This is a genomic window from Embleya australiensis, assembly GCF_051903075.1.
In the GTDB taxonomy this organism is placed as follows: Bacteria; Actinomycetota; Actinomycetes; order Streptomycetales; family Streptomycetaceae; genus Embleya.
On sequence record NZ_CP182423.1, the window covers coordinates 2,398,750 to 2,424,082 of the forward strand.

A 25,333-nucleotide genomic window follows, 5' to 3' on the forward strand; every position below is an offset into this window, starting at 1 on the left:
CGGATTCATAGTCACCATGAAATCATTGACACTACGACTACATCATCATTATGGATCCGTAGTACTTGCGACTTTGCTACGATCGCCCCATGACTGACAGCCGGCCGCAGACACCCGCGCAGCCTCCCGCGAGCCGCCGCCGGCAACCCGCGGCGAAGGCGCGACCCGCACCGGCCGCCGCCGCGACGCCCGCCCCCTCCGAGCCTCTCGGCCGCCGCGAGCGCAAGAAGGCCGCCACCCGCAAGGCCCTCTCCGACGCCGCGCTACGTCTGTTCCTGGAGCGCGGCTTCACCGAGGTGACCGTCGCCGAGATTGCCGAGGCCGCGGACACCGCCGTGACCACGCTCTTCGCGCACTTCCCCGGCGGCAAGGAAGCGTTGATCCTGCACGACGGCGACGAGCGCGAGGCGGCCCTGCTCGCGGCGGTCCGCGAACGCCCCGAAGGCAGCTCGATCCTGACCGCCCTACACACGTTCCTGACCCGGCGGGGGCCGTTCCGTCCCGACCCGGATCCCGAGTTCCGCCGTCGGGCCGAACTCGTGGTGGCCACCCCGGCGTTGCGCGCGTACGCCAGATCGTTGTGGATCGGCTGCGAGGCGGCCCTGGCCCGGGTGATCGCCGAGGAGACCGGCCGCGACCCCGCCGACCTGTCGCTGCGCGTCCTGGCCCGCTACGTGCTGGAGACCCCCGACCTGGCCGGCGGGGAACCCGACCCCCGCCGGGCGCTGGACGTCGTGTTCACCCACCTGTGCCAAGGATGGCCGGACCTGTAGGAGCCGGCCCACGCCTCTACCGCGACTCCAACAACCAATGCCGGCTCGTCGTCCACCCCACCAGCCGTCGGCCCGCGCCGTTGTCGAGCGTGCCACCGGCGTTGAAGCGCGCGCCGGCGGCGACTGCGCGCAGCCCGAACACCGCCGGTGCCAGCCGTCGGCCCACGTGGTCGGGATACCGGGCGCTCTCGTCGTCGAACCAGGATTCCACCTCGGCCCGCTCCGCCTCGCCGCACAGCGACAGGTGGAACACCATCTGCCGCCACGCGTACGCCGCGTCCTTCACCATGCCCAGCGGCCGCGGGTTGCCCTGCGTGCGCGCCGTCAACCGGCACACCGCGGTGAACGAACGCCGGGCCAGGTCGGCCCAGTTCGGCTCGACCCCGACCGGTCCGGCGAGTGCCGCCAGGTTGTGCGTGGTCAGGATCTGCGCATGCTCGAGCACCACGCCGTTCGAAGCCACGGACCACCCCGTCCCGACCCCGCCCCGCGCTCGGCACATCTCGCCGAACCGGGTGAGCGACGCGTCGGAGTAGGCACGCCAGTCCGGGTCCCCGTTCACCCACTCCGCCACCGCGGCGTAGTCGATGTCGAAGTACCGCTCGTACAACGACCCTTCCAGGATCCCGCGGGCCAGCACCGCCGCGCCCAGGAACTTCCGGGAGAACCGGCCCATGAAGATGTCCGCCGCCAACTCCTCCACCCACGGCACCCGCACCCCCGCGCCGGCGGTGAGCGCGGACAGCTGGGCGATCATCGGGTTGGGCAGGATCGTCGCCGGGAAGCCGGTCAGCGCCAGCTCGCCGATGCGGGTCAACACCGTCCGGGCCTGCTCCCGGGCCTCGATGTCGCGCTCGCGCCGACCGGACACCGCGGCCACCCACGGCAGTTCCTCGGCCCGGACCTGGTGTTGCAGATCCACCAGCAACAACGAGCGACGATTGCCGAACGCCCGGTGGTGCGCGCTCATCAGCGCCCGCAACGAGGCATCGGGGTACGCCTGTGCCGTCGTCGAGGCGACCAACTGCGGTACCAGCTCGGCCAGTACCTCGGCCGACGGCACGACGCCGCGCTCGATCAGCGTCCCGATCGGCGCGCTCAGCGCCCGCTCGACCAACCGCCGGATCGCCACCGGGATCTCCGCGTGCGCCGGCACACCGGTCGCCTCCTGCTCGGCCGTCGTGATCGGCCCGAGCAGCGCGCCGGTGTCGGTCGTCCCGGCATCCTGCGGCAGGTCGCCCAACCGCCGCACCACCACGCGGGCCGACTCGTGGTGCATCGGCCGCCTCGCATCGTCCGCCTGCCACTCGCGCAGCCGTGTGTGCTCGGCCGATCCGGGGATACCGCGCCGACCCACCATCGACACGATCGTGTGCCGGACCAGTCCGAGCCGGCGCGCGTCGAGCGGGCGTTCGGCGAGGACATCCGCGAGAGCGGTGCGCAGGATGCTCTGATTCTGCTTCGGGTCGCGGTGCTTGCCGCACAGGCTATGCTCGGCCGCCAACACCTCGTACCGGTCCAGCAGTTCGCGTCCGCGCCGCCGCCAGTCCGGATCCGGGTCGCGGGTGAGCACATGGCCGGTGTCGACATCGGTGACGTCCAGCCAGAGCGTGAGCAGTTCGTCCGCGAACGGGTTCCAGACGGCAAGGGCCTCGCGCATCGCCTCGATCGCGCGCTTCGGCCGCCGCCCAGCCACCTCGGCGCGGGCCTCGCCGACCGTACGCCGGTACGCCGTCGAGGGGTCGGGCGCGGGGGCGGACGTCGGGCGCGGCGCGAAGCGCAGACGGTCCGCGAACGGCGCGATCGCCTCCAGGAGTTCGAGCGCCGCGGCCCGCTCGCCCGCTCGGGCCAGCCAGGCCACCGCGAGCAGCGCGGCCTCCTCCGGCACGGTCACCTCGTAGTGCCCGCTGTCGAGCATCGCGGTGAGTTCGGCCAGACCCGCATCGCTCAGGTGATACTCGAACAGGGCGCGCCGATCGGCCGGTACGCCCACACGGCGCGCGAGTTCGACCTCGTGCGGCAGCGGCGGGCCGCCGGCGCTCGCCGCCCCTGTGGCGAATCCGCCGCGGACCACCTCGGGCGTCACCCAGGCCGGGAACCCGGCGACGGGCGTGCGCGAGCCGATCCGCAACGACCCGTCGCGCAGGCCGTGCAGCACTTGGCGCCAACGCCCGAGCCGGAGTTCGGCACGGCGGCGGGTGTCCGCGTCCTCGTGGGTCGCGGCCGTGCGGAGGGCTCGGGCCAGTTGCCCGCCGATGTAGGTACCGTCGGCGCTCTCGGGCGCGGGCCCCTGTCGCTGCTCTTCGTTGTCGTTCATAGCCGGCATGGCGGGTTCCGCCCCCGCGCCCTCCGGGTCCCAAGCCCGGTGCTCTACTGCTGAGCTACACGCCGTCGTCGTTGCGGGTTCAGGCTAGAGGCGGACACGAGGGCGGAACAATCGGATTTGCGGCGGGGCTCGGTCCGCCCCGGGTGGGTCAGGCCTGCCTGGCGGGGGCGGACTCGGTCGCGGGCTCCGCCACGACGGGCGCGTCCGTCGCGGCGTCTTTCGCCGCGTCCTCCGCCGCGTTCGTGGTCATCCGAACGTCCGGCAGCAGCAACAGCGCCAGATTCGAGGCCAATACGAGTACGGCGGCCACCAGCAGCGGCGTCGTACTGCCGATCGCCGCCGCGACCGGAGCGGCCACGGCCAGGCCGAGCGGCCGGGCCGCGAAGGAGATCAGCGCGTCGAACGAGCCGACCCGGCCCAGCGCGTCCGCCGGGATCCGGCGCTGCATCGTGGTCTCCCACAGCGGGCTGAGGACGCCGAGGCCGAGCATGGCGACGAAGTAGCCGGCCGCGACGACCGGCATCGGGGCGTGCAGGGCCAGGGTGGTGAGCGGGACGGCGTAGAGCGCGGCGCCGAACGTGGTGGCCACCAGGGGACGGCGAATCGGCAGACGGGAGGAGACCCACACGCCGAACAGCAGCCCCACGGTGCCGACTTGGGCGATGATCACCCAGGACCGGTCGCCGCCGAGCCGGTCCACGGCGATGATCGGCCCGAGGGTGAGCAGAAAGCCGGCCGCCAGGTGCCAGACGCCGTGCGTGATCACGCTCGCCAGGAACCAGGGATGGCGCCTGGTCTCCTCCCACCCGGCCCGCAACTCGCCCAGGAACGGCCCCGGTTCGGCCCGACGTACGATCCGTTCGGGACGCAGGCCGCCGAAGGTGGCGGCCGATCCGACGAACAGCAGACCGGTGAGCAGCGAGGACCAGCCGGCGCCGACCGCGAGCATCAGGCCGCCGGCGGCCGCGGGTGCCGCCATCTGGGCCAGGCCCTGGACCACGCCGAGGCGGGAGTTGGTCCGCATCCGCTCCGGCTCGGGCACCACCGACACCACCAGGGTATGGATCGCCGACGTGCCGAACGCGACGGCGGCGCCGGTGAGCGCGGACAGTACGGCCAGGTCGGCGATCCGGGGCGGGGCCGAGAGCAGTTCGACGCCGATCGCCAACTGGGCGGTGGCGCGTACGAGGTCGGCGATCAGTACCACCCGGTGCGGAGGGAAGCGGTCCGCCATCACCCCGGCCACCGGTAGCAGCAGCAACATCGGGATCAGCTCGCATGCCAGGACCAGGCCCAGATCGCCGTTGGAACCGGTGTGTACGAGCGCCAGGGTCAGCGTGGTCGGGATCAGCGCGGTCGCGAAGGCCGCGAAGGAGCGGCCGAGGATCAGCCGTCGGGTCGAGGACGTCATGACCGCAATATAATTCGTCAGCGAATCTTTCGCCAGCAAATTAACGACCCGCATAGCATAATGACCGAATGCAAGGTGAGCGTCGGGACCGGACATCGGACCAGGATCGGCAGACGCGGGGCGGCGAGCGCGGCGAGCCCAGGCCGTCCGAGACCGACGACTCGGTCGACCGGCACATCGCGCGCTGGCGGGACAAGGCGCCCTTCGACGAGCGGGTGGAGGGCATCGTCACCCGCATCCAGATGCTGAACAGGCACGTGCGGCAGGTCAAGGAACGCACGCTCGCCGAGCTGGGACTCCAGGGCTTCGAGTTCGAGACGCTGCACCGACTGTCCTCGCGCGGCGCGCCGTACCGGGCCACGCCGTCCGAACTGGCCGGCGAGCTGATGGTGTCGCCGGCCGGCATCACCGGGCGGCTGGACACGCTGGAGAAGGCCGGCCTGATCCGCCGCATCCGGGGCACCGAGGACCGCCGCCGGGTCGACGTCGAACTGACCGACACCGGCCGGGAGCGCTGGACGGCCGCGATGAAACTGCTCGACCGGGCCGAGCGGGCGATGGTCGGGCCGCTCGACGAGGCGGATCGGGATGTACTGAACGCGCTGCTGAAGCGGATGTTGTTGCGGGTGGAGAACGAGGACTGAGTGGGGCCGGGGGCTGGGGCCTGGGAACGGTCCGGGACGGGCGGGACCGGGTCGGGCGGTGGCTCCGGCCCGGTGTCCCCCCGAACGGCCTCGCCCCCTACTTCTTCACGGCCCGCAGCACGACGAACTTCGGGTCGCTCGCCACGATCTCGCAGTTGCCGAACAACCGGCGCAGCTTCACGTGATAGCCCAGATGCCGATTGCCGATCACCCACAGTTCGCCGCCGGAGCGCAGCGCCGCGCGCGAACCGGCGAACATCCGCCACGAGATGCCCTCGGTGGTGGCCCGGTGGGTGTGGAACGGCGGATTGTTCAGGATCAGGTCGACACTCTCGGGCGCCACGTCGGTCACCCCGTCGCCCACCACGAACTCGGCGCCCGCGTCGGTCCCGAGGTTCGCCTCGAAGGTGGCCCGCGCCGACGCCACCGCCTGGTGCGACTCGTCGACGAACAACACCTCCGAGCGCGGATTGGTCAGCATCGCCGCCGTACCCACCACGCCGTTGCCGCAGCCCAGGTCCACCACCCGGTCGCGGCCGACGCGACGCGGCAGGTTGCGCAGCAGGAAGCGGGTACCGATGTCGAGCCGGTCGGCGCAGAAGATGCCCGCGTGGTTGACGGTCACGATCCCGGACGCCGCGCCCAGGCCGTCCGGCAGCGTGTAGCCGTGCGGCCACGGGCTCGGGGTACGCGGCAGCGCGGGGTCGGGCGTGGCGAAGATCAGCCGGGCCTTCTTCACCGCGAGCGAGGTCCGGGTCGGGCCGATGATCCGCTCGAACAGCTTGAGCGTGGACGTATGGATCTCGGTGGTCATCCCGGTGCCGACCACCACGGTGTCGGCGTGCACCCCGGGCGCGAGCCGGTGCAGCTGGTCCTCCAGCAGGGCCAGATTCTTCGGGACGCGGACGATCAGTACGTCGATCCGCTCCGGCGGCGCGTCCTGCGTGGAGAGCAGCCGCACCCACTTCGGGTCGGCGTCGTTGCGCGCCAGGTTCGTCCGAGTGGCCTCCTGGCCGAGGAACGAGTCGCTGATCTGTACCGGCCGGGACTCGGCCAGCGCGGTCGCCAGCGCGCCCCATCGGTCGCCCACGATCACGACGGAGCCGGACAGATCCGTCGGTTCGGCGTCGTCGATGCCGGCGAGGTGGCGCAGTACGTACTCGTCGGCGGCATCCCAGGCGCGCAGCAGATCACGGGGATCCTCGGGATACCGGCCGAGCTCGAACTCGCCCGAAGGCGCAGAAAACCAATTCATTATCCCCTCAGCCTAGCCGCCCCCATCGGCTGCTCGGGGCCATGCGGCGGGCTCGCGGGCGGGGTCGGGGCCGGGGCTGGGGTCGGCCGGCGGACCGCTCGGCTGGATCGACCGCCACCTCCGCCGCGCCGAAGTCGGCCGTGGGGCGGTCAGGTTGCGGACGTGGCGCGGAATTCGCCGGCCAGGCGCGTGGCGGCCTCGCGGAGCCAGTGGGCGGGGTTGGTTCGGGCCTCGGCGGGGGAGCCGGACAGGGCGGTCAGGTCGGCGGCGGTCCGCACACCCGGGGGTAGCGGGGCGGCGATCGAGCCGGCGATCAGGGCCACGGGGACGCCGGCGCCGTGGTGGGCCAGGTCGAGGACCGTGCCGACCACCTTGCCCTGCGCGGAGGTGGCGTCGAAGCGGCCCTCGCCGGTGATCACGAGGTCGGCGCCGACGAGGGCGTCCGGCAGGCCCGCGAGCTCGGCGACGCGGAGGGCGCCGGGCACGATCGAGGCGTTCCAGGCGGCGGCGAGGCCGTACGCGGTACCGCCTGCCGCGCCGGCGCCGGGGGCGGTCGGGCTGCCGCCGAGGAGGACGGCCAGGCGGGCGAGGGCGGCGTCCAGGGCCGCGACGTGGTCCGGGGTCGCGCCCTTCTGCGGGCCGAAGACGGCCGCCGCGCCGGTCGGGCCGAGCAGGGGATTGGTGACGTCGGTGAGGATCTGTACGCCGCAGGGGGGAGGCGCCGCGAGCCCGCTCGTGTCGATGCCGGCCAGACGAGCCAAGGGGCCGCCGCCGTACGGAAGTTCCCGGCCGTCGTGGTCGAGGAAGCGGGCACCGAGCGCGGCCAGGGCGCCGGTGCCGCCGTCGGTTGAGGCCGAACCGCCCACCGCGACCACCAGGGCGGACACGCCGGCCCGCAGCGCCGCGCCGACGACGACGCCGAGGCCGGCGGTATGCGCCCCGGTCGGATCGGGCGCGGCCATCAGCGGCAGCCCCGACACGGCGGCGAGTTCGACCACGCCCGTACCGTCCGGCAACCGCAACCACACGCCGTCCACGGGCCGCCCATCGGGCCCGGGCACCGGCCCCACCGGCACCCGCACGGCCCCCGGCACGGCCCGCGCCACCGCATCGAGCGTGCCCTCACCCCCATCCGCCAACGGCACCGACACCACCTCGTCCCCCGGCCGCCCCCGCAACCACCCCTCCGCCCAAACCTCGGCCACCACCGAAGCCTCAACGGTCCCCTTGAACGAGTCGGGAGCAAGCACGATGCGCATGATGGATCCACTTTCGTATCGGTGAGAGTCGGCCGGACGTATGCCGGGCCGGCCCCGGGCACGCCTGGGGAGGCGAGGTACACGGGGAAGGCACCCTCCCACGTCCGCTGCGCCGACCCGGTCCTCCGCGAGTCCGACCGGGCGGCACGGAGCAGTGTCGGCGCCGCTCGGCCGGATTCGACGGGGCCCGGTCGGACGCACTTGCCGGCACCCGTGTAGTGAAACCGATGCCGGCTCGGGGCGGCCGGATGGTGGACGGCCGCCCCGAGCAGCCGGGCCGGAGGCGACTCGCGGGCTCAGCCCAGGAGTTCCGTCACGTATCGGCGTTTCAGGGTGGCCAGGACCGCGTTCGGGTCGGCGGACCAGACGTCGGCGTTGAAGATCTCCACCTCGATGTCGCCTCGGTAGCCGGCCGCCTCGACCATCGTCGCCATCGCGCGGAAGTCGATCGTGCCGTCGCCCATCATGCCTCGGGCGAGGAGGGTGTCCGCGGGCAGCGGGAGCACCCAGTCGCAGATCTGGAACGAGGCGATCCGCGCGCCGGCCCGGCGGATGGCCGCCGGGAGGTACGGGTCCCACCACACGTGGAACGCGTCCACGACCACACCGACCTGCTCGACCGGATGCGGCTCGGCCAGGTCCAGTGCCTGGTCCAGAGTGGAGAGTACCGCGCGGTCCGCGCAGTACATCGGGTGCAGCGGCTCCAACGCGAGCCGAACCCCGTGCTCCCCGGCGTACGGCGCGAGTTCGGCCAGCGCCTCGGCGACCCGCTCCCGCGCCCCCGGCAAGTCCCGGTCGTCAGCGGGCAGTCCGCCGACGACCAGGACCAGACAGGCCGCCTCCAACGCCGCGGCCTCCTCGATCGCGCGACGGTTGTCCGCGATCGCCTTGGCCCACGCGGCCGGTTCGCGCGCGGTCAGGAACCCGCCTCGGCACAACGACGAGACGCGCAACCCGGCCTCGCGCACGAGCTTCGCCGACTCGGCGAGCCCCGCGTCGGCGACCTTGTCCCGCCACAACCCGATCGCCGGCAGGCCCGCCCGCGCACACCCCTCGACCGCCTCGCGCAGCGACCACTCCCGCGTCGTCCACTGGTTCAGCGCAAGCCGCGCCAACCGCGCGTCGCCGACCGCGGGCGTGGGCACGCCGGCGGGTCGCCCGCTCGGGACGTCCACCGCCGTCGGGTCGGGGGCGGGTTGGCGTGCATCCGAGGCCGTTGCGGCCTCGGATGCGGGTACCGCTGCCGCCGCCGTCACGTCCTGTGCCTCCGAACCCGTCGCCTCGTTCGCCCTCACGACGCCACCCCCGCCACCGTCAACAGCGCCCGCATCCGGGACGCCGCCAACTCCGGATCCGGGAACAGGCCCGCCGCGTCGGCCAGTCGGAAGGCCTCGGCCAAGTGCGGTACGGAGCGGGCCGATTGTGCGCCCGCCACCATCGTGAACGCGGACTGGCGGCCGGTCAGCCAGGCCAGGAAGACGATGCCGGTCTTGTAGTGGTAGGTCGGCGCCGCGAACAGATGCCGGGACAGCGGCACCGTCGGCGCCATCAGGGCCTCGTACCGATCCGTGTCACCGGCGTCCAACGCCCGCAGCGCGCCCGCCGCGACCGGGGCGATCGCGTCGAAGATGCCGAGCAGGGCGTGGCTGAAGTGCCGCCCGTCGCCCCGGATCAGCTCCGGGTAGTGGAAGTCGTCCCCGGTGTACAGGCGTACCCCGGCGGGGAGTTGCGCGCGCAGCCGAACCTCGTGGTCACGGTCGAGCAGCGAGACCTTGACCCCGTCGACCCGATCCGCGTGCTCGCGCACCAGGTCCAGGAACGTCTCCGTCGCCGCGTCGACATCGGCGGAGCCCCAGTAGCCGGCCAGCGCCGGGTCGAACACCTCGCCCAACCAGTGCAGTACCACCGGCCGCCGCACCTGCCGCAACAGCGCGTCGTACACCCGCCGATAGTCCTCCGGCCCCTGCGCCACCGCGGCCAGTTGCCGGCTCGCCATCAGCACGACCTTGGCGCCCGATTCCTCGACCACCGCGATCTGTTCCGTGTAGGCGGCGATCACCTGATCCACGGTCAGTCCGACGCCGGCGTGGTCCGTGCCCGCGCCGCAGGCGATCAGCGCGTACGGGTCGCCGATCGTGGCCGCCTCGGCGGCGCTGCGGCGGATCAACTCGGCGGTGGCCGCCCAGTCCAGGCCCATGTTGCGCTGCGCGGTGTCCATCGCGTCGGCGACGGCGAAGCCGTGCGACCACAGGTGGCGCCGGAAGGCGAGCGTGGCGTCCCAGTCGGGTGCCGCCGGCCGGCCCGGGGTGTTGTCGGCGAGCGGGTCGGCCACCACGTGCGCGGCGGCGTACGCGGTGCGTTCGCGGAAGGCCGGGCCCCCGGGAGCCGCGCCCAGGTGTACGCCGGTGAGTTCGTACGGCTCGACCGTGCCCGTCGTCGTGGGCAGCAACAGGCGGGCGGTCATGCGGACTTCCCGTCGAGCACGGGGAGCTCGATCCGACGGCCCTCGGCCGAGGAGCGCAGGCCGCACTCGGCCAGCTGTACGCCCCGCGCGCCGGCGAGGAAGTCGAACGCGAACGGCGCGTCGTCCACCACGTGCCGGACGAAGTCCTCCCACTGGACCTTGAATCCGTTGTCGAAGCCGCTGTCGCCCGCGTTGTCGGGGATCTCCTGCCACTGGTCCCGGAAGGACTCGGTGACCGGAAGGTCCGGGTTCCACACCGGAGTCGGCGTCGCCGAGCGGTGCTGGACGCGGCATCGACGCAGCCCGGCGACGGCGCTGCCCTCGGTGCCGTCGACCTGGAACTCCACCAGTTCGTCCCGGTTCACCCGCACCGCCCACGACGAGTTGATCTGCGCGACCACCCCGCCCGCGAGTTCGAAGATGCCGTAGGCCGCGTCGTCGGCGGTCGCCGGGTATTCCCGGCCCTGCTCGTCCCAGCGGGTGGGGATGTGCGTGACGGCCTTGGCGGTGACCGCCTCGACCCGGCCGAACAGGTTCTCCAGGACGTACGACCAGTGGCAGAACATGTCCACGACGATGCCGCCGCCGTCCTCGGCCCGGTAGTTCCAGCTCGGCCGCTGTGCGGCCTGCCAGTCGCCCTCGAACACCCAGTAGCCGAACTCGCCGCGCACGGACAGGATTCGGCCGAAGAAGCCGCCCTGGATCAACCGGCGGAGCTTGAGCAGTCCGGGCAGGAACAGCTTGTCCTGCACCACGCCGTGCTTGACCCCGGCGGCGTCGGCGGCCCGGGCCAGGTCCAGCGCGCCGGTCAGGGTCTCGGCGGTCGGCTTCTCGGTGTAAATGTGCTTGCCCGCCGCGATCGCCGCGTGGATCGCCTTCTCGCGCGCCGTGGTCACCTGCGCGTCGAAGTAGATCGTGTTCGCGGGGTCGGCGAGCGCGGTGTCCAGGTTGGTCGTCCAGGCGGCGATGCCGTGCCGGTCGGCCATCGCGCGCAGCTTGTCCGCGTCACGCCCGACCAGCACCGGCTCGAGCACGACCCGCGACCCGTCGGCCAGCGCCACGCCGCCCTGCTCGCGGATGGCCAGGATCGAGCGGACCAGGTGCTGGCGGTAGCCCATGCGGCCGGTGACGCCGTTCATCACGACGCCGAGGGTGTGGGTGGTGGTCATGGGGGCCTCTCGATAGGCGGGTGGACGGGAGTGGGAAAGCGCTTTCCCGTAAGCTAGAGCGCGGGGCCGCCAAGGTCAAGGGATGCCGGGCCAGAGGCGCACTGCCCGCTTACCGCGCCCGGCATCCACTTGGGTATGCGCTTTCCAATCGCTACTCTGTGCCCATGCCGAATCCGACCTCCGACTCGCCTGCGGCCCGCCCGCCGGGCCCCGTCACCCTCCAGCAGGTGGCCGAGCGCGCCGGGGTCTCCTCCGCCACCGCCTCCCGCGCCCTGCACGGCAGCAGCGGGACCCGGATCGTGGGGGAGGAACTGCGCAAGCGCGTACTCGACGCCGCCCGCGAACTCAGGTACGTCTCCAACGCTCCGGCGCAGGCGCTGGCCCGCTCCACGACGAGCGTGGTGGGCGTGGTGGTGCACGACGTCGCCGACCCGTACTTCGCGGCGATCGCGGCCGGCGCGATGGGCGTCGCCCGGGAGCACGGGCTGCTGGTGATGCTGGCCGCCACGTTCCGCGACCCCGAACTGGAACTCGACTACCTGGCCCGCCTGCGCGCCCAACGCGCCCGCGCGGTGGTCCTGGCCGGCAGCGGCTTCGCCGACCGCGAGTTCACCCGACGGCTCGCCGCCGAGGCGGAGGCCTACCGCGCCGACGGCGGCCACGTGATCGCGGTCGGCTCACACGGGATCGCCGCCGACACCGTACGCCCGGCCAACCGCGCCGGCGCCGCCCTCGCCGTGCGCCACCTGTACGACCTCGGCCACCGGCGCTTCGGCATCGTCTCCGGCCCCCGCGCGCTGACCACGGTCCGGGATCGCCTGGACGGCGCCCGGCGGCAACTCCGGTCGCTGGGGCTTCCCCTGACCCCGGGTCAGGTGGTCGACGGCGGATTCACCCGAGAGCAGGCCCGAACTGCCGCCCGTGCCCTGTTGGCCGGTCCGTCCGCACCGACCGCGCTCGTCGTCCTCAACGACGTGATGGCCGCCGGAGTGCTGGCCGCCCTGCGGGAGGACCTGGGCTTGCGCGTACCGGACCAGGTCTCGGTGGTGGGCTTCGACGACGTCCCCTTCGCCGCCGACCTCAACCCACCCCTGACCACGATCCGCCTCCCCCTGGCCGACATCGGCACCCAGGCCATGCACATGATCCTCACGGGCCCAACGGTGACCCCACGCACGGTGGACGTGGACGCGGAACTGGTCATCAGATCCAGCACGGGGCCGGTCCCTGGGGCCTGACCGGTGGGGTTGCCGGGGCCTCGGTGCCATTGGGGCAGGGCGTCGGGGCGGCCGGTGGCAACGGGGATCATCAGGGCATTGGCGGCTCGGGCGGGCGACGGCGCCGGCCGTTGCCGGCCCGGTCCCCGACCCATCCCAGGCGGCGCCGTGAGTGCACCCTCCGAGACCTTCGAGGCAGGGGGCGTGCGGTTGGCTCGGTGAGGTGGATGCGGCGGAACTCCCGACCTGCCGAACCTTGGCAGGGCATGTTGGCCGGGCTTGGTGTCGGCGTCGCAGCGGCTGTGTGCTCATCCACGCGATGCCCGGGCCGGGGGTATGGGGGCGGGGAGAGGCGAGAGGCGAGAGGCGAGAGGCTGCCCGAGCAGGCCGAGGTTTTCCGTCCGGCAGGCGCTGAGCTTTGGCCGCGTGGTCCCGGTGCGGGGCGGGTCCGGGTCGGTGGTGGTCCGCCGCCGGCGTTCGGGGCTTCGAGACTTCGAGGTCCTGACGAGGCGGGTGTGTTGGTCGGCGAAAAAGCGGCCTGCAGCGGCGGGCGGGGTGGGTGCTCGGGTCGGGTCCGCCGGGCGTGCGTTCCCGAATGGGCCGGGTGTTTTCGGCGCGCGTTGCGTCTTGGGTTGCGGGTGGCCGGTCCGGGGCCGGTCAGAGTCGGTGGTGGGCCGCCGCCGGCGTGCGTGGCTCCAAGCCTCCGGGCTCCCGACGAGGCGGGCGTGTTGCTCGGCGAAAACCGGCCGGCAGCGGCGGGCAGGAGGGTGGTCCGGTCGAGTCCGCCGGGTGGCCTTTCCGAGTGGGTCGGGTGTTTCCGGCGGGCGTTGCGCTTGTGGTTGCGGGTGGCTGGTGCGGGGCTGGTCTGAGTCGGTGGGGGGCCGCCGCCGGCGTGCGGGGCTCCGAGGCCCGGATTCCCGACGAGACGGGCGCGTTGCTCGGTGAAAAACCGGCCGGCAGCGAGGGCGCGGAGGGTGGTCCGGTCGGGTTCCAGGGTGACCTTCCTGAGTGGGTCGGGTGTTTCCGGCGGGCGTTGCGCTTGTGGTTGCGGGTGGCTGGTGCGGGGCTGGTCAGAGTCGGTGATGGGCCGCCGCCGGCGTGCGGGGCTCCAAGCCTCCGGGCTCCCGACGAGGCGGGCGTGTTGCTCGGCGAAAACCGGCCGGCAGCAGCGGGCAGGAGGGGGCTCGGGTCGAGTCCGCAGGGAGCCTTCCCGGGTGGGTCGGGTGTTTTCGGTGTGCGGTCGGTGTGTGGGTGGCGAGAGTTCACAAATCTGGACGGCGTGGGGTGCCGTGGCCTCGCGGTGAGAGAAAACCGCAGGTCAGCGCAAAGAGGAGAGCGTTTGAGGTGCCTCGGGATCCGGTTTCGACCCTCACTGGGCACTTTCGGTTTCCTCGACGACCCTTGCAAGGCCGCAGCGCTTGCAGCCGACTCCGACCAGGCAGTTTCGGTCTCCACACTCGCGCCGAAGAGGTCGACGAACACGAAACCGGCACTCAACACCCGACTTTCCACCCCGCCCCCACAAAACCGCAGGCCACAGAAACTCGAAGCCCCCAACCACCCACCGAGATCCGGCTCCGAACCCCAACCCCGCCCCCAACGCCCCGAATCGCACCAACCCACCCCGGAAAGCCCCTCGGCAGACTCGACCCGAGCACCCACCCGCTCCCCCGCTGCCAGCCGGTTTCCAGTGAGCAAAACGCCCGCCTCGCCGAGAACTTCGAGTCTCGGAGCCCCGCACGCCGGCGGCGACCCACCACCGACTCTGACCAGCCCCGCACCGGCCCACGTAACCAAAGGCGCAACGCCCGCAGGAAGCGCCCGGCCCACTTGGGAAGGCCCTCCGGGAACGCGACCGGACCACCCTCCGTGCCCTCGCTGCCGGCCGGTTTTCGCCGAGCAACGCGCCCGTCTCGTCGGGAACTGAGGTGCCCTTGATCTTCCGGACAGCGACCCGCGTAGGGTTGCAGGAAACCGGAAAGAGAAAGCACGTGCCGAAGAGATATACGCAGCAGTTCAAGGACGAGGCCGTTCGTCTGGTGTTGGACGGTCCCCGTCCGATCGTCCAGGTCGCGCACGAGTTGGGAATCAACGACACCACTCTCGGGAACTGGGTCGCGCAACACCGCAGGTCCGTCACGGAACCCGGGTCGACGCCGCGAGGCGACGAACCCGTGACCGCGCGCGAACGCGAGCTCGAACGCGAGAACCGGAAACTCCGCGAGGAGAACGCGTTCCTGGTAAAAGCAAGCGCCTTCTTCGCCCGCAACCATCGGTGAGTTCCCGCTACGAACTCGTCGACGCGGAGAAGGCAACCTTTCGCATCGCCGACATGTGCCGATGGCTCGACGTGTCCCGCTCCGGATATTACGAATGGCGGGCCCGCCCCGAATCCGCCACCACGCGACGACGCCACCGACTCACCGCCGCGATCAAGGAGATCTTCGCCGCGAATCACGAGACCTACGGATATCGGCGCGTCCACGCCGTCCTGGCCCGCTCCGGCGAGACCGTCTCGCCGGAGTTGGTCCGCGCGCTGATGCGCGAGCTGGGCCTGGTGCCCTGCCAACCCCGCCCATGGCGGACGGTCACCACCCGGCCGGGCGAGGCGCACCCGCGGATCCCCGACCTCGTCCGACGTGACTTCACCGCCGACCGGCCCGGGGCAAAGCTCGTCGGCGACGTCACCTACATTCCGACGTGGGAGGGTTTTCTTTATCTCGCCACGGTCATCGACTGCCACAGCAAGTCGGTCGTCGGGTGGGCGATGGCCGACCATTACAAAACCTCGCTCGTCGCCTCGGCACTCGACATGGCCCGGGGGCGCACGCACATCGAGAAGGATGCGATCTTCCATTCGGATCGCGGCAGCAACTACACCTCGGAGGAATTCGCGCGGACCCTGGACCACCACGACATGCGCCAATCGGTCGGACGCACCGGAGTGTGCTGGGACAACGCAATGGCAGAGTCCTTCTTCGGTGCGCTGAAGAACGAATGCCTGAACCGCTACGTCTTCACGAACCACGCGAAGGCACGCCGCGAGGTTGTCAGATACATCGAGGGCTTCTACAATCGCCGACGACTCCACTCCGCCCTGGGCTATCGCACACCACTCGAAGCCCTGCGGGACCACGACGGACTCGGACTCGCGGCATAAAAGGACAACAAGTAAGGCGTCCGGAAAACGCGGGGCTCCTCAAACCCTTCGACGGGGAGCCCCGCACGCTGGCGGCGGCCCATCACCGACTCTGACCGGCCCCGGACCAGCCACCCGCAACCACAAGCGCAACGCGCGCCGGAAACGCTCGACCCACTCAGGAAGGTCACCCGGGAACCCGACCGGACCACCCTTCGCGCCCTCGCTGCCGGCCGGTTTTTCACCGAGTAACGCGCCCGTCTCGTCGGGAATCCGGGTCTCGGAGCCCCGCACGCTGGCGGCGGCCCATCACCGACTCTGACCAGCCCCGCACCAGCCACCCGCAACCACAAGCGCAGCACGCGCCGGAAGCACCTTCACCCACTCGGGAAGGCCGGCCGGGGAACCCGACCCCGGCCCCCTCCCGCCCCCGCTGCCGGCCGGTTTTCGCCGACCAACACGCTCGTCTTGTCGGGAGCCCTCCGTCTCGGAGCCACGCACGCCGGCGGCGGCCCATCCCACGTGCCGGACCAGCCCCGCACCCGGCACCCCGCAACCAACAGCGCAACGTCCGCCGAACACGCTCTGACCCACCCAAAAAAAGGCATCTCCGACCTCCTCGGCCTCGGTTGGGGATGTCGGCCCGGTCGCTGCAGGGTCGATATCCCGCGCGCCCGGCGTCGTGCCGTGCCGGTTGGCGTGTCTGGGGGGCGAGCGTGTGGGAGGAACTCGGCGCGTTTCGAGTGATCACCGTTCGGGGCTGCGGCTTTCCTGCCTTGACCCCGGGTGTTGCTCGGGTTCGGGTTCGGATTCGGGCTCTGGCTTGGGGTGTTCGGTGGACCCGGCGTTTGTTCTCCCGTCCGCCGGTGGCATCGGCCTTCCCCCGGTGAGGCTGAGTGTGGCCAGGACCTGGAAGAGCGCGGCTGTGGCCAGGGCTGTGGTGAGGGAGTGGGTGAGGAGGGGGCCGGTGAGGGCTGCGCCGAGGGCGAAGGTGGTGATTTTCAGGCTGGCGCCGGTGGTGAAGATGCGGCTGCGTAGGGCCTCGGGGGCTTCGCGGTGTCGGATCGTGAACAGGGCCGTGAGTTGCGGGCCTTCGGCCATGCCGGCGAGGAGCATCGCGGCGATCAGCGGGATCGGGTGGGCCGTTGCTGCGAGTAGGAGGGCGCCGGCGAGGATCAGCGTGCTGTACCGGATCACCGTCTCCGGGCGCAGTGGGTGCGGCCGGCGGGCCAGGAACGCGTTCGTCGTCAACGCCGAGGCGGCGAGCAGTGAGAGCAGGGTCGGTCCGTGGGCGGCCGAGCCGAAGGCCCGTTCGCCGAGGAGTGGGCCGGCGGCGAGCAGGATGCCCTGTCCGACACAGGACAACATCGATGCCGCCGTGGCCCGGGCCAGGGACGGTGATCCCACGATGGCCCTGAAGCCCGCGACGAGGTCGGCGCCGATCGACGGGGTCGACGGGTGCTTCGGCGGCTTCGGCCGCTTCGGCCGCTCCGGCCGCTCCGGGGGTGCGTTGTGAGAGGCAGCGGTGGGCAGGCCGTTGGCCGCCGCCGACGGCTTCGACGGCTCCGACGGCTCCCGGGGCTCCTGGCTGCGGTTGGTGGGCGGCGCTGGGGTCGGCGGTGGCGCCGCGTGGTTTCGGGGCGCCTGTACTCCGGTGGTGGGTGATGTCCCGGCTGGTGGCGGCGTCAAGCGCCGCCGCCGCAGTACCTGCGGGCGGGCCGCCACCGATGTGCGAGCGGGTACCTGCGCACGGGCCGGGGGCAGTGCTCGGGCCGCCGATAGGGCCAGGCAGATCAGGACGATCGCGGTTGTCATCGCGGCCCGCGCCCCGGCCAGGGTCGTGACGATTCCGGCCAGGGCCGGGCCGGCCAGGGCGGCCAGGTTGAATGTCATGGCGTCGTACGTCGTTGCGCGCGGCAGGTCGGCTGGTGCGACCACACGCGGCAGTTGGGACGTCCAGCCGCCGGTCAGGGCTGGGCCGGCCAGTCCTGCGGTCAGGGCGATCAGCAGGGTGATCGCGATCGGGGTTCGGCCCAGCGTGGCCAGGATTGCCCCGAGCGCCGCCGCATAGCCCGCCAGCGTGGCAGTCAGCAGGCGGCCCGGTCGGGGGGAGCGGTCGAGGAGTACGCCGAAGACGGGACCGCCGAGTGCTGCCGCCGCGGTGACGGCGGCGAGCAGTGCCGAGGCGGTGGCGGGCGAGCCGGTGGTCGCCAAGCCGGCCAGCAGCAGGGCCGGGCCCGACATCTCGTCGCCGGTGCGTGCTGCGGCCGCTCCGGCGATGTACGGCCATATTCCTCCGTAACGCTTTTGCATGACTGGCACGTTACGTAGGTAACTCAATTATTGGCTAGATGCGTTACATTTGAGCTGTGCTGCACTCGAACGACGAGCGGGCCACCCGCCACTCGGTACAGGCCGTGGCCCGACGCACCGTCGCCCTGGTCAACGTGCTGACGGCGGACGACCCGCCGCCCGACCCATCCCCCTCCGCCCTCGCCGAACTCCTGCGCGAACACGGCGAGTCCGATCCGATCGAGCTCACCGCGACCGACGTCGCCGACCTGCGCGCCGCCGCCCTGCTGCTGCGTGCGGTCTTCGCCGCCGAGGACGTCGACGCTGCCGCCGACGCGCTCAATCGCCTGCTTCGTCGGGGGCGGGGCAGGCTTCGGCTCACCTCGCACGACGGCCGCAGCCCGTGGCATCCCCACCTCGACCGCGACGACGACGCGCCGTGGGGCGAATGGTTCCTCGCCTCGTCGTGTCTGGCCCTGACCATGCTGCTGTGGGACCGGCAACGTCCACCCGGCGGCGTCTGTACCTCGGCGACCTGCCGACACGTCTTCGTCGACGAGGGCGGTGGCCCGCCCCGCCGCTACTGCTCCCGGCGCTGCGCCACGCGCGAACGGGTGGCCGCCCACCGCCGCGCCCGGGCATAGGGCGGCTTTCCGGCCTCCGGCTCCCCGGCTCCCGGTTCCCCGGCATCCGATCCCTCGGCATCCGATCCCTCGCCACCCGGCCCCTTGCCACCCCGCCCCCCGGCACCCCGCCCCTCGTCCTCCCGCCCCCCACGCAGCGCCGGGTCCAGCGCGGTGGCCGCCACCAATACGACCGACATCACCGTCAGGATCATGCCCAGGTGATGCAGCCCCACGTCGGTCGCCCGCCGACCGAAGGTGGCGCCGATCAGGCTCGCCGACGCCAGCGCGCCCAGGTAGGAGAACGTACGCAGCAGCCCGGCCGCCGTGCCCGTCGCGGCGGCCGGCGCCTGACGGAACATCGCTCGCTGGTTGGCCGTGTTGGCCAGGCCGTTCTGGAGCCCGAAGACGACGCTCACCACGATCAGCAACCACAGCGGCGAGTCGGCCCGCAGCAGCAACAGGCTCGCGCTGCCCACGGTCAGCACGCCGGCACCGGCCAGCAGGGGAGTACGCAGCCTGGGCCCCGTCACCACGGCCGAGACCCCGGCCGCCACCACGAACGACGGCGTCATCAGCAGCCCTGCGGCCGACGCGGAGCGGTCCGCGCTCTGCTCCAGCCACATGGTCCAGCCGTAGATGAAGCAGTAGGTCGAGGCCATCGCCACCGCCTGCCGCAGGTACGTCCTGGTCAACGCGCCGTTGCGGGCCACCATTCGCACATCCAGGAACGGCGAGTGCGCGCGCGACTCCCACCGGGTCAGCGCCAGTCCGGCCACCAGACCGAGCGCGAGCAGCCACCACCTCGACGCGGTGGGCCGCATCAGGAACAGCAGTACGCTCGTCAACGTCGCGGCGAACAGCAGCAGGCCCGGGGGATCCAGTTCTCGCGCCGCCGAGCCGGTACGCCGCCGGCGCTCGTCCGCCGGCAACCAATACACCGCGAACCCGGCCGCGATCGCCGCGAGCGGGATGTTGATCAGGAACATCGCCCGCCACCCGCCGACCGCGATCAGCAGGCCGCCCAGCGGCGGCCCGATCGCCATCGTGGTCTGCCCGGCCACCGCGAGCGCGTTCAACACCCGTCCCGGCGCGGGCCGGGCGAGGCGTTCGGACTGCCGGCGTACCATCGTCATCGCCGCCGGATAGGCCGCCGACGTACCCAGTCCGAGCACCACACGCGCGACCACGAGCATGCCGATCGACGTACCCACGAAGCCGATCAGCCCGCCGAGCGCGACCAGTGCCATGCCGGCGAGGTACACCCGCCTGGGCCCGAAAAGATCCGCGCGCCGCCCAGCCGTCGGCTGCCCGATCGCGGTGGCCAGGTACAACGCCGACACCAGCCACGTCGTTGCCCCCGCGTCCACGCCGAACGCCCGGCCGATCGACACCAGCGCGATCGCGATGATGGACGAGTTGATCGGATTCAGGACCGATCCGACGGCGGCGGCCGTGGTGAACCGGGCCCCGAATCCGGCCCGTTCGGGCGTGGGGCCGGCGAATCGGCGGCGCGGGGGCGAGGGAGTCGGATGCGGAAGCGGGTCGGTCGGGGGCATGGCGGCGGGCACGTCCGTTCTGCGGGCGTCGGGTCGGGGGCCGGACCCGGGGCGGCGCTGTCAGCTTTGCGCGTGCGTGGGTCGCCATGAAGGCCGTGTCATTCGCACCAGTGGCGAGTGCGGTGCCGGGACCGGTGGTGGCACGGTCGTCCCCGTGCCGGCGCCAACCCGCCGTGCCTGTCCCCGCGGGGGACACGCACCGAGACCCCGGCTTTGTGACAATCGAGAGGTGACGTCACCACATCCACTCGGAGAGTTCCTGCAGGCCCGCCGCGCCCGTCTCCAGCCCGGCGACGTCGGGCTGCCCGCCGGCACCGGACTCCGTCGTACCCAGGGGCTGCGCAGGGAGGAGCTGGCCGCGCTGGCGGGGCTGAGCATCCAGTACTACACGCGCCTGGAGCAGGGCCGCGAAAACAATCCCGGCGGTGCGGTCCTGGACGGGATCGCGAGCGCGCTGCGGTTGAACGAGGAGGAGCACGCGCACCTGTACGCCCTGGCCAACCACGCGGCGGAGCGGGTGCCGGCCGGCGGCGCGCCCGCGGATCGGGAGGTACGGCCGGGGATCCGCGCGCTCCTGGAGCGGGTCCGACCCTGGCCCGCGTACCTGCTCGGTCGGACCAGCGACATCCTGGCCGCCAACCCCGAGGTGTTCGCGCTGCTGCCAGGGCTGGCCGACTGGGCGCCGGAGCGGCGCAACAGCATTCGGTACCTGTTCCTGCACCCGATGGCACGGGAGCTGTTCGCCGACTGGGAGCGGGCCGCGCTCAGCACCACGGCGCAACTGCGCTCGCTGCTCGCCGCCGACCCCAGAGACCGGGAGTTGGCCGCTCTGGTGGACGAACTCACGGAGGGGAGCCCCGAGTTCGCGGCGCAGTGGCAGCGGTACGACGTGCGTCGGCGGCGTAGCGACCAGGAGACGTACCGGCATCCGCAACTCGGCGAGATCACGCTCGCGTTCGAGGTGCTGCGGATGGAGGGCGGCCAGCGGATCACCATCTACCAGCCGCAGGAGCCGGACGAGGAGGGCCGCCGGGTGTTGCGGGGCCTGTCCGAACTGGCCACGAGGGCCCGGCCGGAGGCCACGGCATAGGGGGGCCGGCGGCCCGGGGGGTGCCGCTGCGCGGGCGGCGGGCGTGGGGGAGGGTCTTGCGTTGGGGCTTGGCGCTTGGGTGCTCGGGTTCTTCAGCCGCTCAGCTGCTCGGTCGCGCAGCTGCTCGGTCGCGCAGCTGCTCAGCTGCTCAGCCCAGGTCGTTGGCCGCCCAGGTCCTCAGCCGCTCGGGTTCATAGCCACTCAGGCTTTGAACTGGTCAGCGTCCGGCCGTCGTGTCCGCTCCGTTTGGAGTGGTGGGCCCGGAGCGGGTGCCGAGTTCGGCCGTGTTGGCGTCGCTCATGTCGGCTTCGGCCGTGGACTCCGGCTCCGCTATTGGATCCTCGGCAGACCCTTCGACCTCCGCCACCACTTCGGCCGCCTCAGCGGCGGCCGCGGCCTCGGCCTCGGTGAGCGCGCGGCGCATGTCCTCGGCGTGGCGTCGGGCCATCTCCCGGATCTCCGGGGTGAGGTACGGACGGTCGGCGATCGCTGCCGCCTCGGCCGACTCGGTCCAGGCACGCATGACGTCGAGGGGGCGCTGATGTCCGCACGACACCTCGGCACCCGATTCGTCGTGCACGGTGGCCTCGTAGGCGCCGTTGACCCAGACACTCACGCCCTCGTCGTGGAAAACCACGTCGAAGGGCACATCGTCGGGATCCGGTTCGGGACCGTCGCCGGTGAGGAGCGTGAACTTCTCGTGTGGTCGCATCCAATGGTCGGTGCCCCACGGCTCGACCCAGACCGCCAGCATCGCAGCGGTGTCGTTGTTCAGTCTGATCGATGGCATGGCCCAGGGTATTCAGCCCACGCCCGGCTCGCTCCGCTTCGACGAACCGGCACGCAAGCGCTTCCCCACGGAGGCCTTACCAGCGGCCGACATCGAACGCGCCGAGCAGGACGGCGCCTTCGGCGATGAAGCCACCGTAGACGACGCCATGGACCCATGACTGGAGGAAGTCGTCGGCGGCGGACGGGTTCGCCCCGCCGAGTAGCGCGACGCCCAGCTGGAGCGGGACCGCGAGCATGATGGTCGACAGGAGTCCCGACGCCATCCACATCGGCAACGCGACGAGCCAGGCGCGGACGGGGGGTCCGCCGGGCCGGGTGAGCCAGTACGCGATGACCGCGGCCGTCGCGTCCATCAGGAACGTCACCAGGTTGACCGCGATCCGTGCGGCGGTGCTCAGTCGGCTGCGGTCGATCACGCCGACATCGACGCAGCGGACCCAGAGCAGCTTGAGCCCGACGTACGGGAGACACGCGACGATGGCGGCGAAGCCGAGGCGGCGTCGGAGGCGTTCGCGGCGGGGGTGGGCGTGGGGCCCTGGGTCGACCGGGCTGACGAGGGGCCCGGTGGGCGCGGATCGCTCGGCCACAGCGTGTGGTCCATGATGCGCGGCGTCCGTGTCGTCAATCTGTCCGCAGCCCTGTCGGCGCCGATGCGCCCCGGAACCGACGTGTGGTCCGCGCCCCGAGGTAACGCAGGAGCCGAACATAGGTGCTCCGCTTGGCACGACCGCCGTCTGCCGGCCCGAAGGCGGACTCGGCGCGGTCCAAGCACTCCTCGATCAGGGCGTCGTGCAGCCGGCGAAAGGCCAGCGGCCACGAAAGCCGGGCGCTGCCGTGCAGTCGCATGGCGAGGACGTGGCGGAGCACCGTGCCGCCCGGTTCGGCGGGCTGGACGACGAACTCATGCGTGCCGTCGAAGCCGCGCGGGGCCGAGAACCGGAACCGGACCCACTGCCCGGGCACATAGGCCTCGACGGAGTAGCGGATGGGGCCGTGGCCGCCGCGCGAGCCGACACACAGACCACGATCCAGCACCATCCTGGGCCAGGACCGGCCCGGCCACAGCGGGTCGTCGGCGCTCGCCAGACGATTGATCAGTGCGCCGACCTGCCCGCATGGCGCCTGGATCCGGCGTTCGTGAATGTTCAGGACCGCCATTCGCGCCCCTCCCAAGAGTATTAGATGCTCTCCTCTAATTGAAATGGAGAGTACTCTCTATTTCATGGCCAGGCCACCTCGCTACGACGAAACAGACCTCCTCGAAGCCGCGGTACACGTGGCCGCCGCCCACGGACCGGCCGCGGTCACCATGGCGGCGGTCGCCCGAGCGTGCGGCGCACCCAGCGGCTCGGTCTACCACCGCTTCCCGCAACGGGCCGTCTTGTTGGCGGAGTTGTGGCTGCGCACCGTCGGCGAGTTCCACGAGGGCTACTTCGCCGCGCTCGCCTCCCGCCCCGAGCCGCACGACGCGGGCGGCGCGGCGGCACGGTACGTCGTTGCCTGGAGCAGGGCGAATCCTGAGCGGGCTGCCGTGTTGTTGTACGGAGCCGGCGCCTTCGGCCAGGAGGAGTGGCCGGAGCGGCATGCGCGCCGCCTGGCCGACGCGAACCAGCGGGTTCACGAAGTGTTGTCGGAGTTGGCCGTCCGGCTGGACGCCACCGCGCCCGCGGACTTCGAGCGTGTCGTGCTGGCGGTCGTCGACTTGCCGCTGGCGCTGGTACGGAGGCACCTGCGGAATGGGACGGCCCTGCCCGATGTCGCCGAGAACCTCGCGCAAGAGAGTGCGGTCGCCCTGTTGCGGCCGTGAACGGTGCTGCTTCCAAGGGAGTTGCCTATCCCCACGCCCGCGACGGCCCACTCTTGAGGCGGCGCGGACCGGACACCGGCGCGCCGCGCTCATACCGGCCGCCGATCACCTCATCACCCTCACGTGCGGCGCTGCCCGAGGTGATCCGGCAGCACCGGGGCCGCGAGGCGACGGTGCTGCCTCACCCTCACGTCGTACCACCAGTCGCCTCCGCAACGAGACCGGCGGCACCTGGAGCCGATACGCCGCCGGAGACCACGGGAGGTCACCGGTCGGCTGGGCACCCACCGATTCTTGGCGACCTTCAGCCGATTCACTAGGCAAGTGGGTTGTCGGGATGACACTTGTCGGGGCTTGGGTCGGTCGCTCGGGCTCGACGAGCCACGGTGGGGAGGTCGGGTTCCACCCCAGGGTGAGCCTGAAACCCGCTACCAGATGACCTTGAAGCCCTGACGAGGAGGCCGCGCGACCTGGCCCACCCCCACGTCCGGCTGTCATCGGTGTGATGCGAGAACTCGGCCTTCAGGTGATACGAACCGGATCACGAGACACTAGCCCTGCCGTTCCAGCCATTTCGAAATAACCTGGTTGGTTTCTTCCGGCATTTCCTCCTGGATCCAGTGACCGCAGTCCAGGCCGACCACTTCCACGTTGGGCACGAACTCCGCCAGTCTTTCGAACCTCGGGATCGCGAAGTCCCGGTCGCCGTAGATCATGAGGGCGGGCTGCTTGATGATCGGGTCCGCGTCCGCCAGCCGGTGCCAGTTGCGGTCGAGGTTCCTGTACCAGTTGATGCCGCCCGTGAATCCCGACGTCTCGAACGCGGAGACGTAGACGGCCAGGTCGCTGTCGCTCATGACGGGCTCACCGAGTGGTGTTTCCGCCTTGGCGAGGTTGATGAATGCCATGCCCGGCTCAGGGGGTGCGGGGGGCACGTTCTTCCGGTAGAGGTTGCGGAGGAACCGGGAGGTGTCGGCATCGAATACGGCGTCCGCGACGCCCGGCTGCCGGTTGAAGTGGACGAAGTAGAAGTCGCCGCCGAGGAAGGTTTCCATGACCTCGATCCACGGCGTTTCTCCGCGCTCCTGGTAAGGCAGGCTCAGGTTGATCAGCTTGTTCACCCGGTCGGGGTGCAACAGGGTCAGTCCCCAGACGACGAACGCCCCCCAGTCGTGGCCGACGAAGGTGGCGTCCTCGTAGCCGTAGTGGTCCAGGAGCGCGACGAGGTCACCCGTCAGGTGTTCGATGTCGTAGTCCGTCACCTCGGTCGGGCGGGACGAGTTGCCGTAACCCCGCTGGTTCGGTGCGATGACGTGGTAGCCGGCCGCTGCGAGGACGGGCATCAGGTGACGCCAGGAGAACGCGTGCTCCGGCCAGCCGTGGCAGAGCACGATGGGCTTGCCCTTGTTTTCCCGGCCTGCCTCGAAGACTTCGAGCTCCACACCGTTGACCTGGATGAGGGTGGGCTCGGGAAATTCTGCTGGATTGAACACTGCATTTCCTCTCTGGGGGC

The 25,333-nt window shown here is 71.7% G+C and carries 20 protein-coding genes and 1 tRNA gene; 7 read left to right on the forward strand and 14 right to left on the reverse strand.

Features of this window, described 5'->3' with window-relative positions:
• The first annotated feature begins 89 nt into the window (after nucleotides 1-89).
• Complete coding sequence (locus tag ACMXN5_RS40795) at nucleotides 90-773, forward strand: TetR/AcrR family transcriptional regulator (RefSeq protein WP_439679938.1); 684 nt, start codon at nucleotides 90-92, stop codon at nucleotides 771-773.
• A gap of 16 nt (nucleotides 774-789) precedes the next feature.
• Here the strand turns inward: ACMXN5_RS40795 and ACMXN5_RS40800 are convergent, their stop codons facing one another.
• The 3 genes from ACMXN5_RS40800 to ACMXN5_RS40810 all read right to left on the reverse strand — a co-directional run bounded on the left by ACMXN5_RS40800 (nucleotide 790) and on the right by ACMXN5_RS40810 (nucleotide 4,510).
• A complete protein-coding gene (locus tag ACMXN5_RS40800; RefSeq protein WP_439679939.1) occupies nucleotides 790-3,090 on the reverse strand; it encodes a hypothetical protein in 2,301 nt (766 codons plus the stop codon).
• Between the two features lie 2 nt (nucleotides 3,091-3,092).
• Nucleotides 3,093-3,164: transfer RNA gene (locus ACMXN5_RS40805), tRNA-Pro, on the reverse strand.
• A gap of 83 nt (nucleotides 3,165-3,247) precedes the next feature.
• A complete protein-coding gene (locus ACMXN5_RS40810) occupies nucleotides 3,248-4,510 on the reverse strand; it encodes an MFS transporter (protein WP_439679940.1) in 1,263 nt (420 codons plus the stop codon).
• 68 nt (nucleotides 4,511-4,578) lie between these two features.
• Here ACMXN5_RS40810 and ACMXN5_RS40815 point away from each other — a divergent pair, with 68 nt between their 5' ends.
• A complete protein-coding gene (locus tag ACMXN5_RS40815; RefSeq protein WP_439679941.1) occupies nucleotides 4,579-5,154 on the forward strand; it encodes a MarR family winged helix-turn-helix transcriptional regulator in 576 nt (191 codons plus the stop codon).
• Nucleotides 5,155-5,251: 97 nt separating this feature from the next.
• Here the strand turns inward: ACMXN5_RS40815 and ACMXN5_RS40820 are convergent, their stop codons facing one another.
• The 5 genes from ACMXN5_RS40820 to ACMXN5_RS40840 form a co-directional block, all read right to left on the reverse strand.
• Complete coding sequence (locus ACMXN5_RS40820; protein WP_439679942.1) at nucleotides 5,252-6,409, reverse strand: methyltransferase; 1,158 nt, start codon at nucleotides 6,407-6,409, stop codon at nucleotides 5,252-5,254.
• A 149-nt stretch (nucleotides 6,410-6,558) separates the two neighbouring features.
• Nucleotides 6,559-7,668, reverse strand: a complete 1,110-nt coding sequence (locus ACMXN5_RS40825) for a glycerate kinase (protein WP_439679943.1) — start codon at nucleotides 7,666-7,668, stop codon at nucleotides 6,559-6,561.
• 296 nt (nucleotides 7,669-7,964) lie between these two features.
• On the reverse strand, nucleotides 7,965-8,813 hold the full coding sequence (locus ACMXN5_RS40830; RefSeq protein ID WP_439681385.1) for a sugar phosphate isomerase/epimerase family protein: 849 nt from the start codon (nucleotides 8,811-8,813) through the stop codon (nucleotides 7,965-7,967).
• 146 nt (nucleotides 8,814-8,959) lie between these two features.
• Nucleotides 8,960-10,132: a dihydrodipicolinate synthase family protein gene (locus tag ACMXN5_RS40835; protein WP_439679944.1), complete on the reverse strand. Its 1,173-nt coding sequence runs from the start codon at nucleotides 10,130-10,132 to the stop codon at nucleotides 8,960-8,962.
• Nucleotides 10,129-11,301 carry a Gfo/Idh/MocA family protein gene (locus ACMXN5_RS40840; protein ID WP_439679945.1) on the reverse strand — a complete coding sequence of 391 codons (1,173 nt, stop codon included), beginning with the start codon at nucleotides 11,299-11,301 and terminating at the stop codon, nucleotides 10,129-10,131. Before ACMXN5_RS40840 ends, ACMXN5_RS40835 begins: the two co-directional genes overlap by 4 nt.
• Before the next feature lie 164 nt (nucleotides 11,302-11,465).
• On the opposite strand from ACMXN5_RS40840, the gene ACMXN5_RS40845 reads away from it, so the two are divergent.
• Nucleotides 11,466-12,539, forward strand: a complete 1,074-nt coding sequence (locus tag ACMXN5_RS40845; protein WP_439679946.1) for a LacI family DNA-binding transcriptional regulator — start codon at nucleotides 11,466-11,468, stop codon at nucleotides 12,537-12,539.
• A gap of 1,970 nt (nucleotides 12,540-14,509) precedes the next feature.
• A protein-coding gene (locus tag ACMXN5_RS40850; RefSeq protein ID WP_439679947.1) for an IS3 family transposase occupies nucleotides 14,510-15,678 on the forward strand; the annotation gives its coding sequence in 2 pieces (ribosomal slippage) (nucleotides 14,510-14,759 and nucleotides 14,759-15,678; 1,170 coding nt in all).
• Nucleotides 15,679-16,404: 726 nt separating this feature from the next.
• Here ACMXN5_RS40850 and ACMXN5_RS40855 read toward each other — a convergent pair.
• The gene (locus ACMXN5_RS40855; protein ID WP_439679948.1) at nucleotides 16,405-17,970 is read right to left on the reverse strand and encodes an MFS transporter; all 1,566 of its coding nucleotides are present in this window, start codon (nucleotides 17,968-17,970) and stop codon (nucleotides 16,405-16,407) included.
• 59 nt (nucleotides 17,971-18,029) lie between these two features.
• Between ACMXN5_RS40855 and ACMXN5_RS40860 the strand changes: the two genes are divergently transcribed.
• Nucleotides 18,030-18,593, forward strand: coding sequence for a CGNR zinc finger domain-containing protein (locus tag ACMXN5_RS40860; protein WP_439681386.1), 564 nt, complete (start codon nucleotides 18,030-18,032; stop codon nucleotides 18,591-18,593).
• Here ACMXN5_RS40860 and ACMXN5_RS40865 read toward each other — a convergent pair.
• Nucleotides 18,530-20,131: an MFS transporter gene (locus tag ACMXN5_RS40865; RefSeq protein WP_439679949.1), complete on the reverse strand. Its 1,602-nt coding sequence runs from the start codon at nucleotides 20,129-20,131 to the stop codon at nucleotides 18,530-18,532. The two genes, ACMXN5_RS40860 and ACMXN5_RS40865, sit on opposite strands and share 64 nt — an antisense overlap.
• 229 nt (nucleotides 20,132-20,360) lie before the next feature.
• Between ACMXN5_RS40865 and ACMXN5_RS40870 the strand changes: the two genes are divergently transcribed.
• Nucleotides 20,361-21,221 (forward strand): helix-turn-helix domain-containing protein, encoded by an 861-nt coding sequence (locus tag ACMXN5_RS40870; RefSeq protein ID WP_439679950.1) that lies wholly within the window; start codon nucleotides 20,361-20,363, stop codon nucleotides 21,219-21,221.
• A gap of 217 nt (nucleotides 21,222-21,438) precedes the next feature.
• Here ACMXN5_RS40870 and ACMXN5_RS40875 read toward each other — a convergent pair whose 3' ends face one another.
• The 3 genes from ACMXN5_RS40875 to ACMXN5_RS40885 all read right to left on the reverse strand — a co-directional run bounded on the left by ACMXN5_RS40875 (nucleotide 21,439) and on the right by ACMXN5_RS40885 (nucleotide 23,171).
• A complete protein-coding gene (locus tag ACMXN5_RS40875; protein WP_439679951.1) occupies nucleotides 21,439-22,011 on the reverse strand; it encodes a hypothetical protein in 573 nt (190 codons plus the stop codon).
• Nucleotides 22,012-22,087: 76 nt separating this feature from the next.
• Nucleotides 22,088-22,600, reverse strand: coding sequence for a hypothetical protein (locus tag ACMXN5_RS40880; RefSeq protein ID WP_439679952.1), 513 nt, complete (start codon nucleotides 22,598-22,600; stop codon nucleotides 22,088-22,090).
• A gap of 34 nt (nucleotides 22,601-22,634) precedes the next feature.
• Nucleotides 22,635-23,171, reverse strand: a complete 537-nt coding sequence (locus tag ACMXN5_RS40885; protein WP_439679953.1) for an SRPBCC family protein — start codon at nucleotides 23,169-23,171, stop codon at nucleotides 22,635-22,637.
• Nucleotides 23,172-23,235: 64 nt separating this feature from the next.
• On the opposite strand from ACMXN5_RS40885, the gene ACMXN5_RS40890 reads away from it, so the two are divergent.
• Nucleotides 23,236-23,820 (forward strand): TetR/AcrR family transcriptional regulator, encoded by a 585-nt coding sequence (locus tag ACMXN5_RS40890; protein ID WP_439679954.1) that lies wholly within the window; start codon nucleotides 23,236-23,238, stop codon nucleotides 23,818-23,820.
• 551 nt (nucleotides 23,821-24,371) lie between these two features.
• On the opposite strand, the gene ACMXN5_RS40895 is transcribed toward ACMXN5_RS40890, so the two are convergent.
• Nucleotides 24,372-25,313, reverse strand: coding sequence for an alpha/beta fold hydrolase (locus ACMXN5_RS40895; RefSeq protein WP_439679955.1), 942 nt, complete (start codon nucleotides 25,311-25,313; stop codon nucleotides 24,372-24,374).
• Nucleotides 25,314-25,333 lie beyond the last annotated feature (20 nt).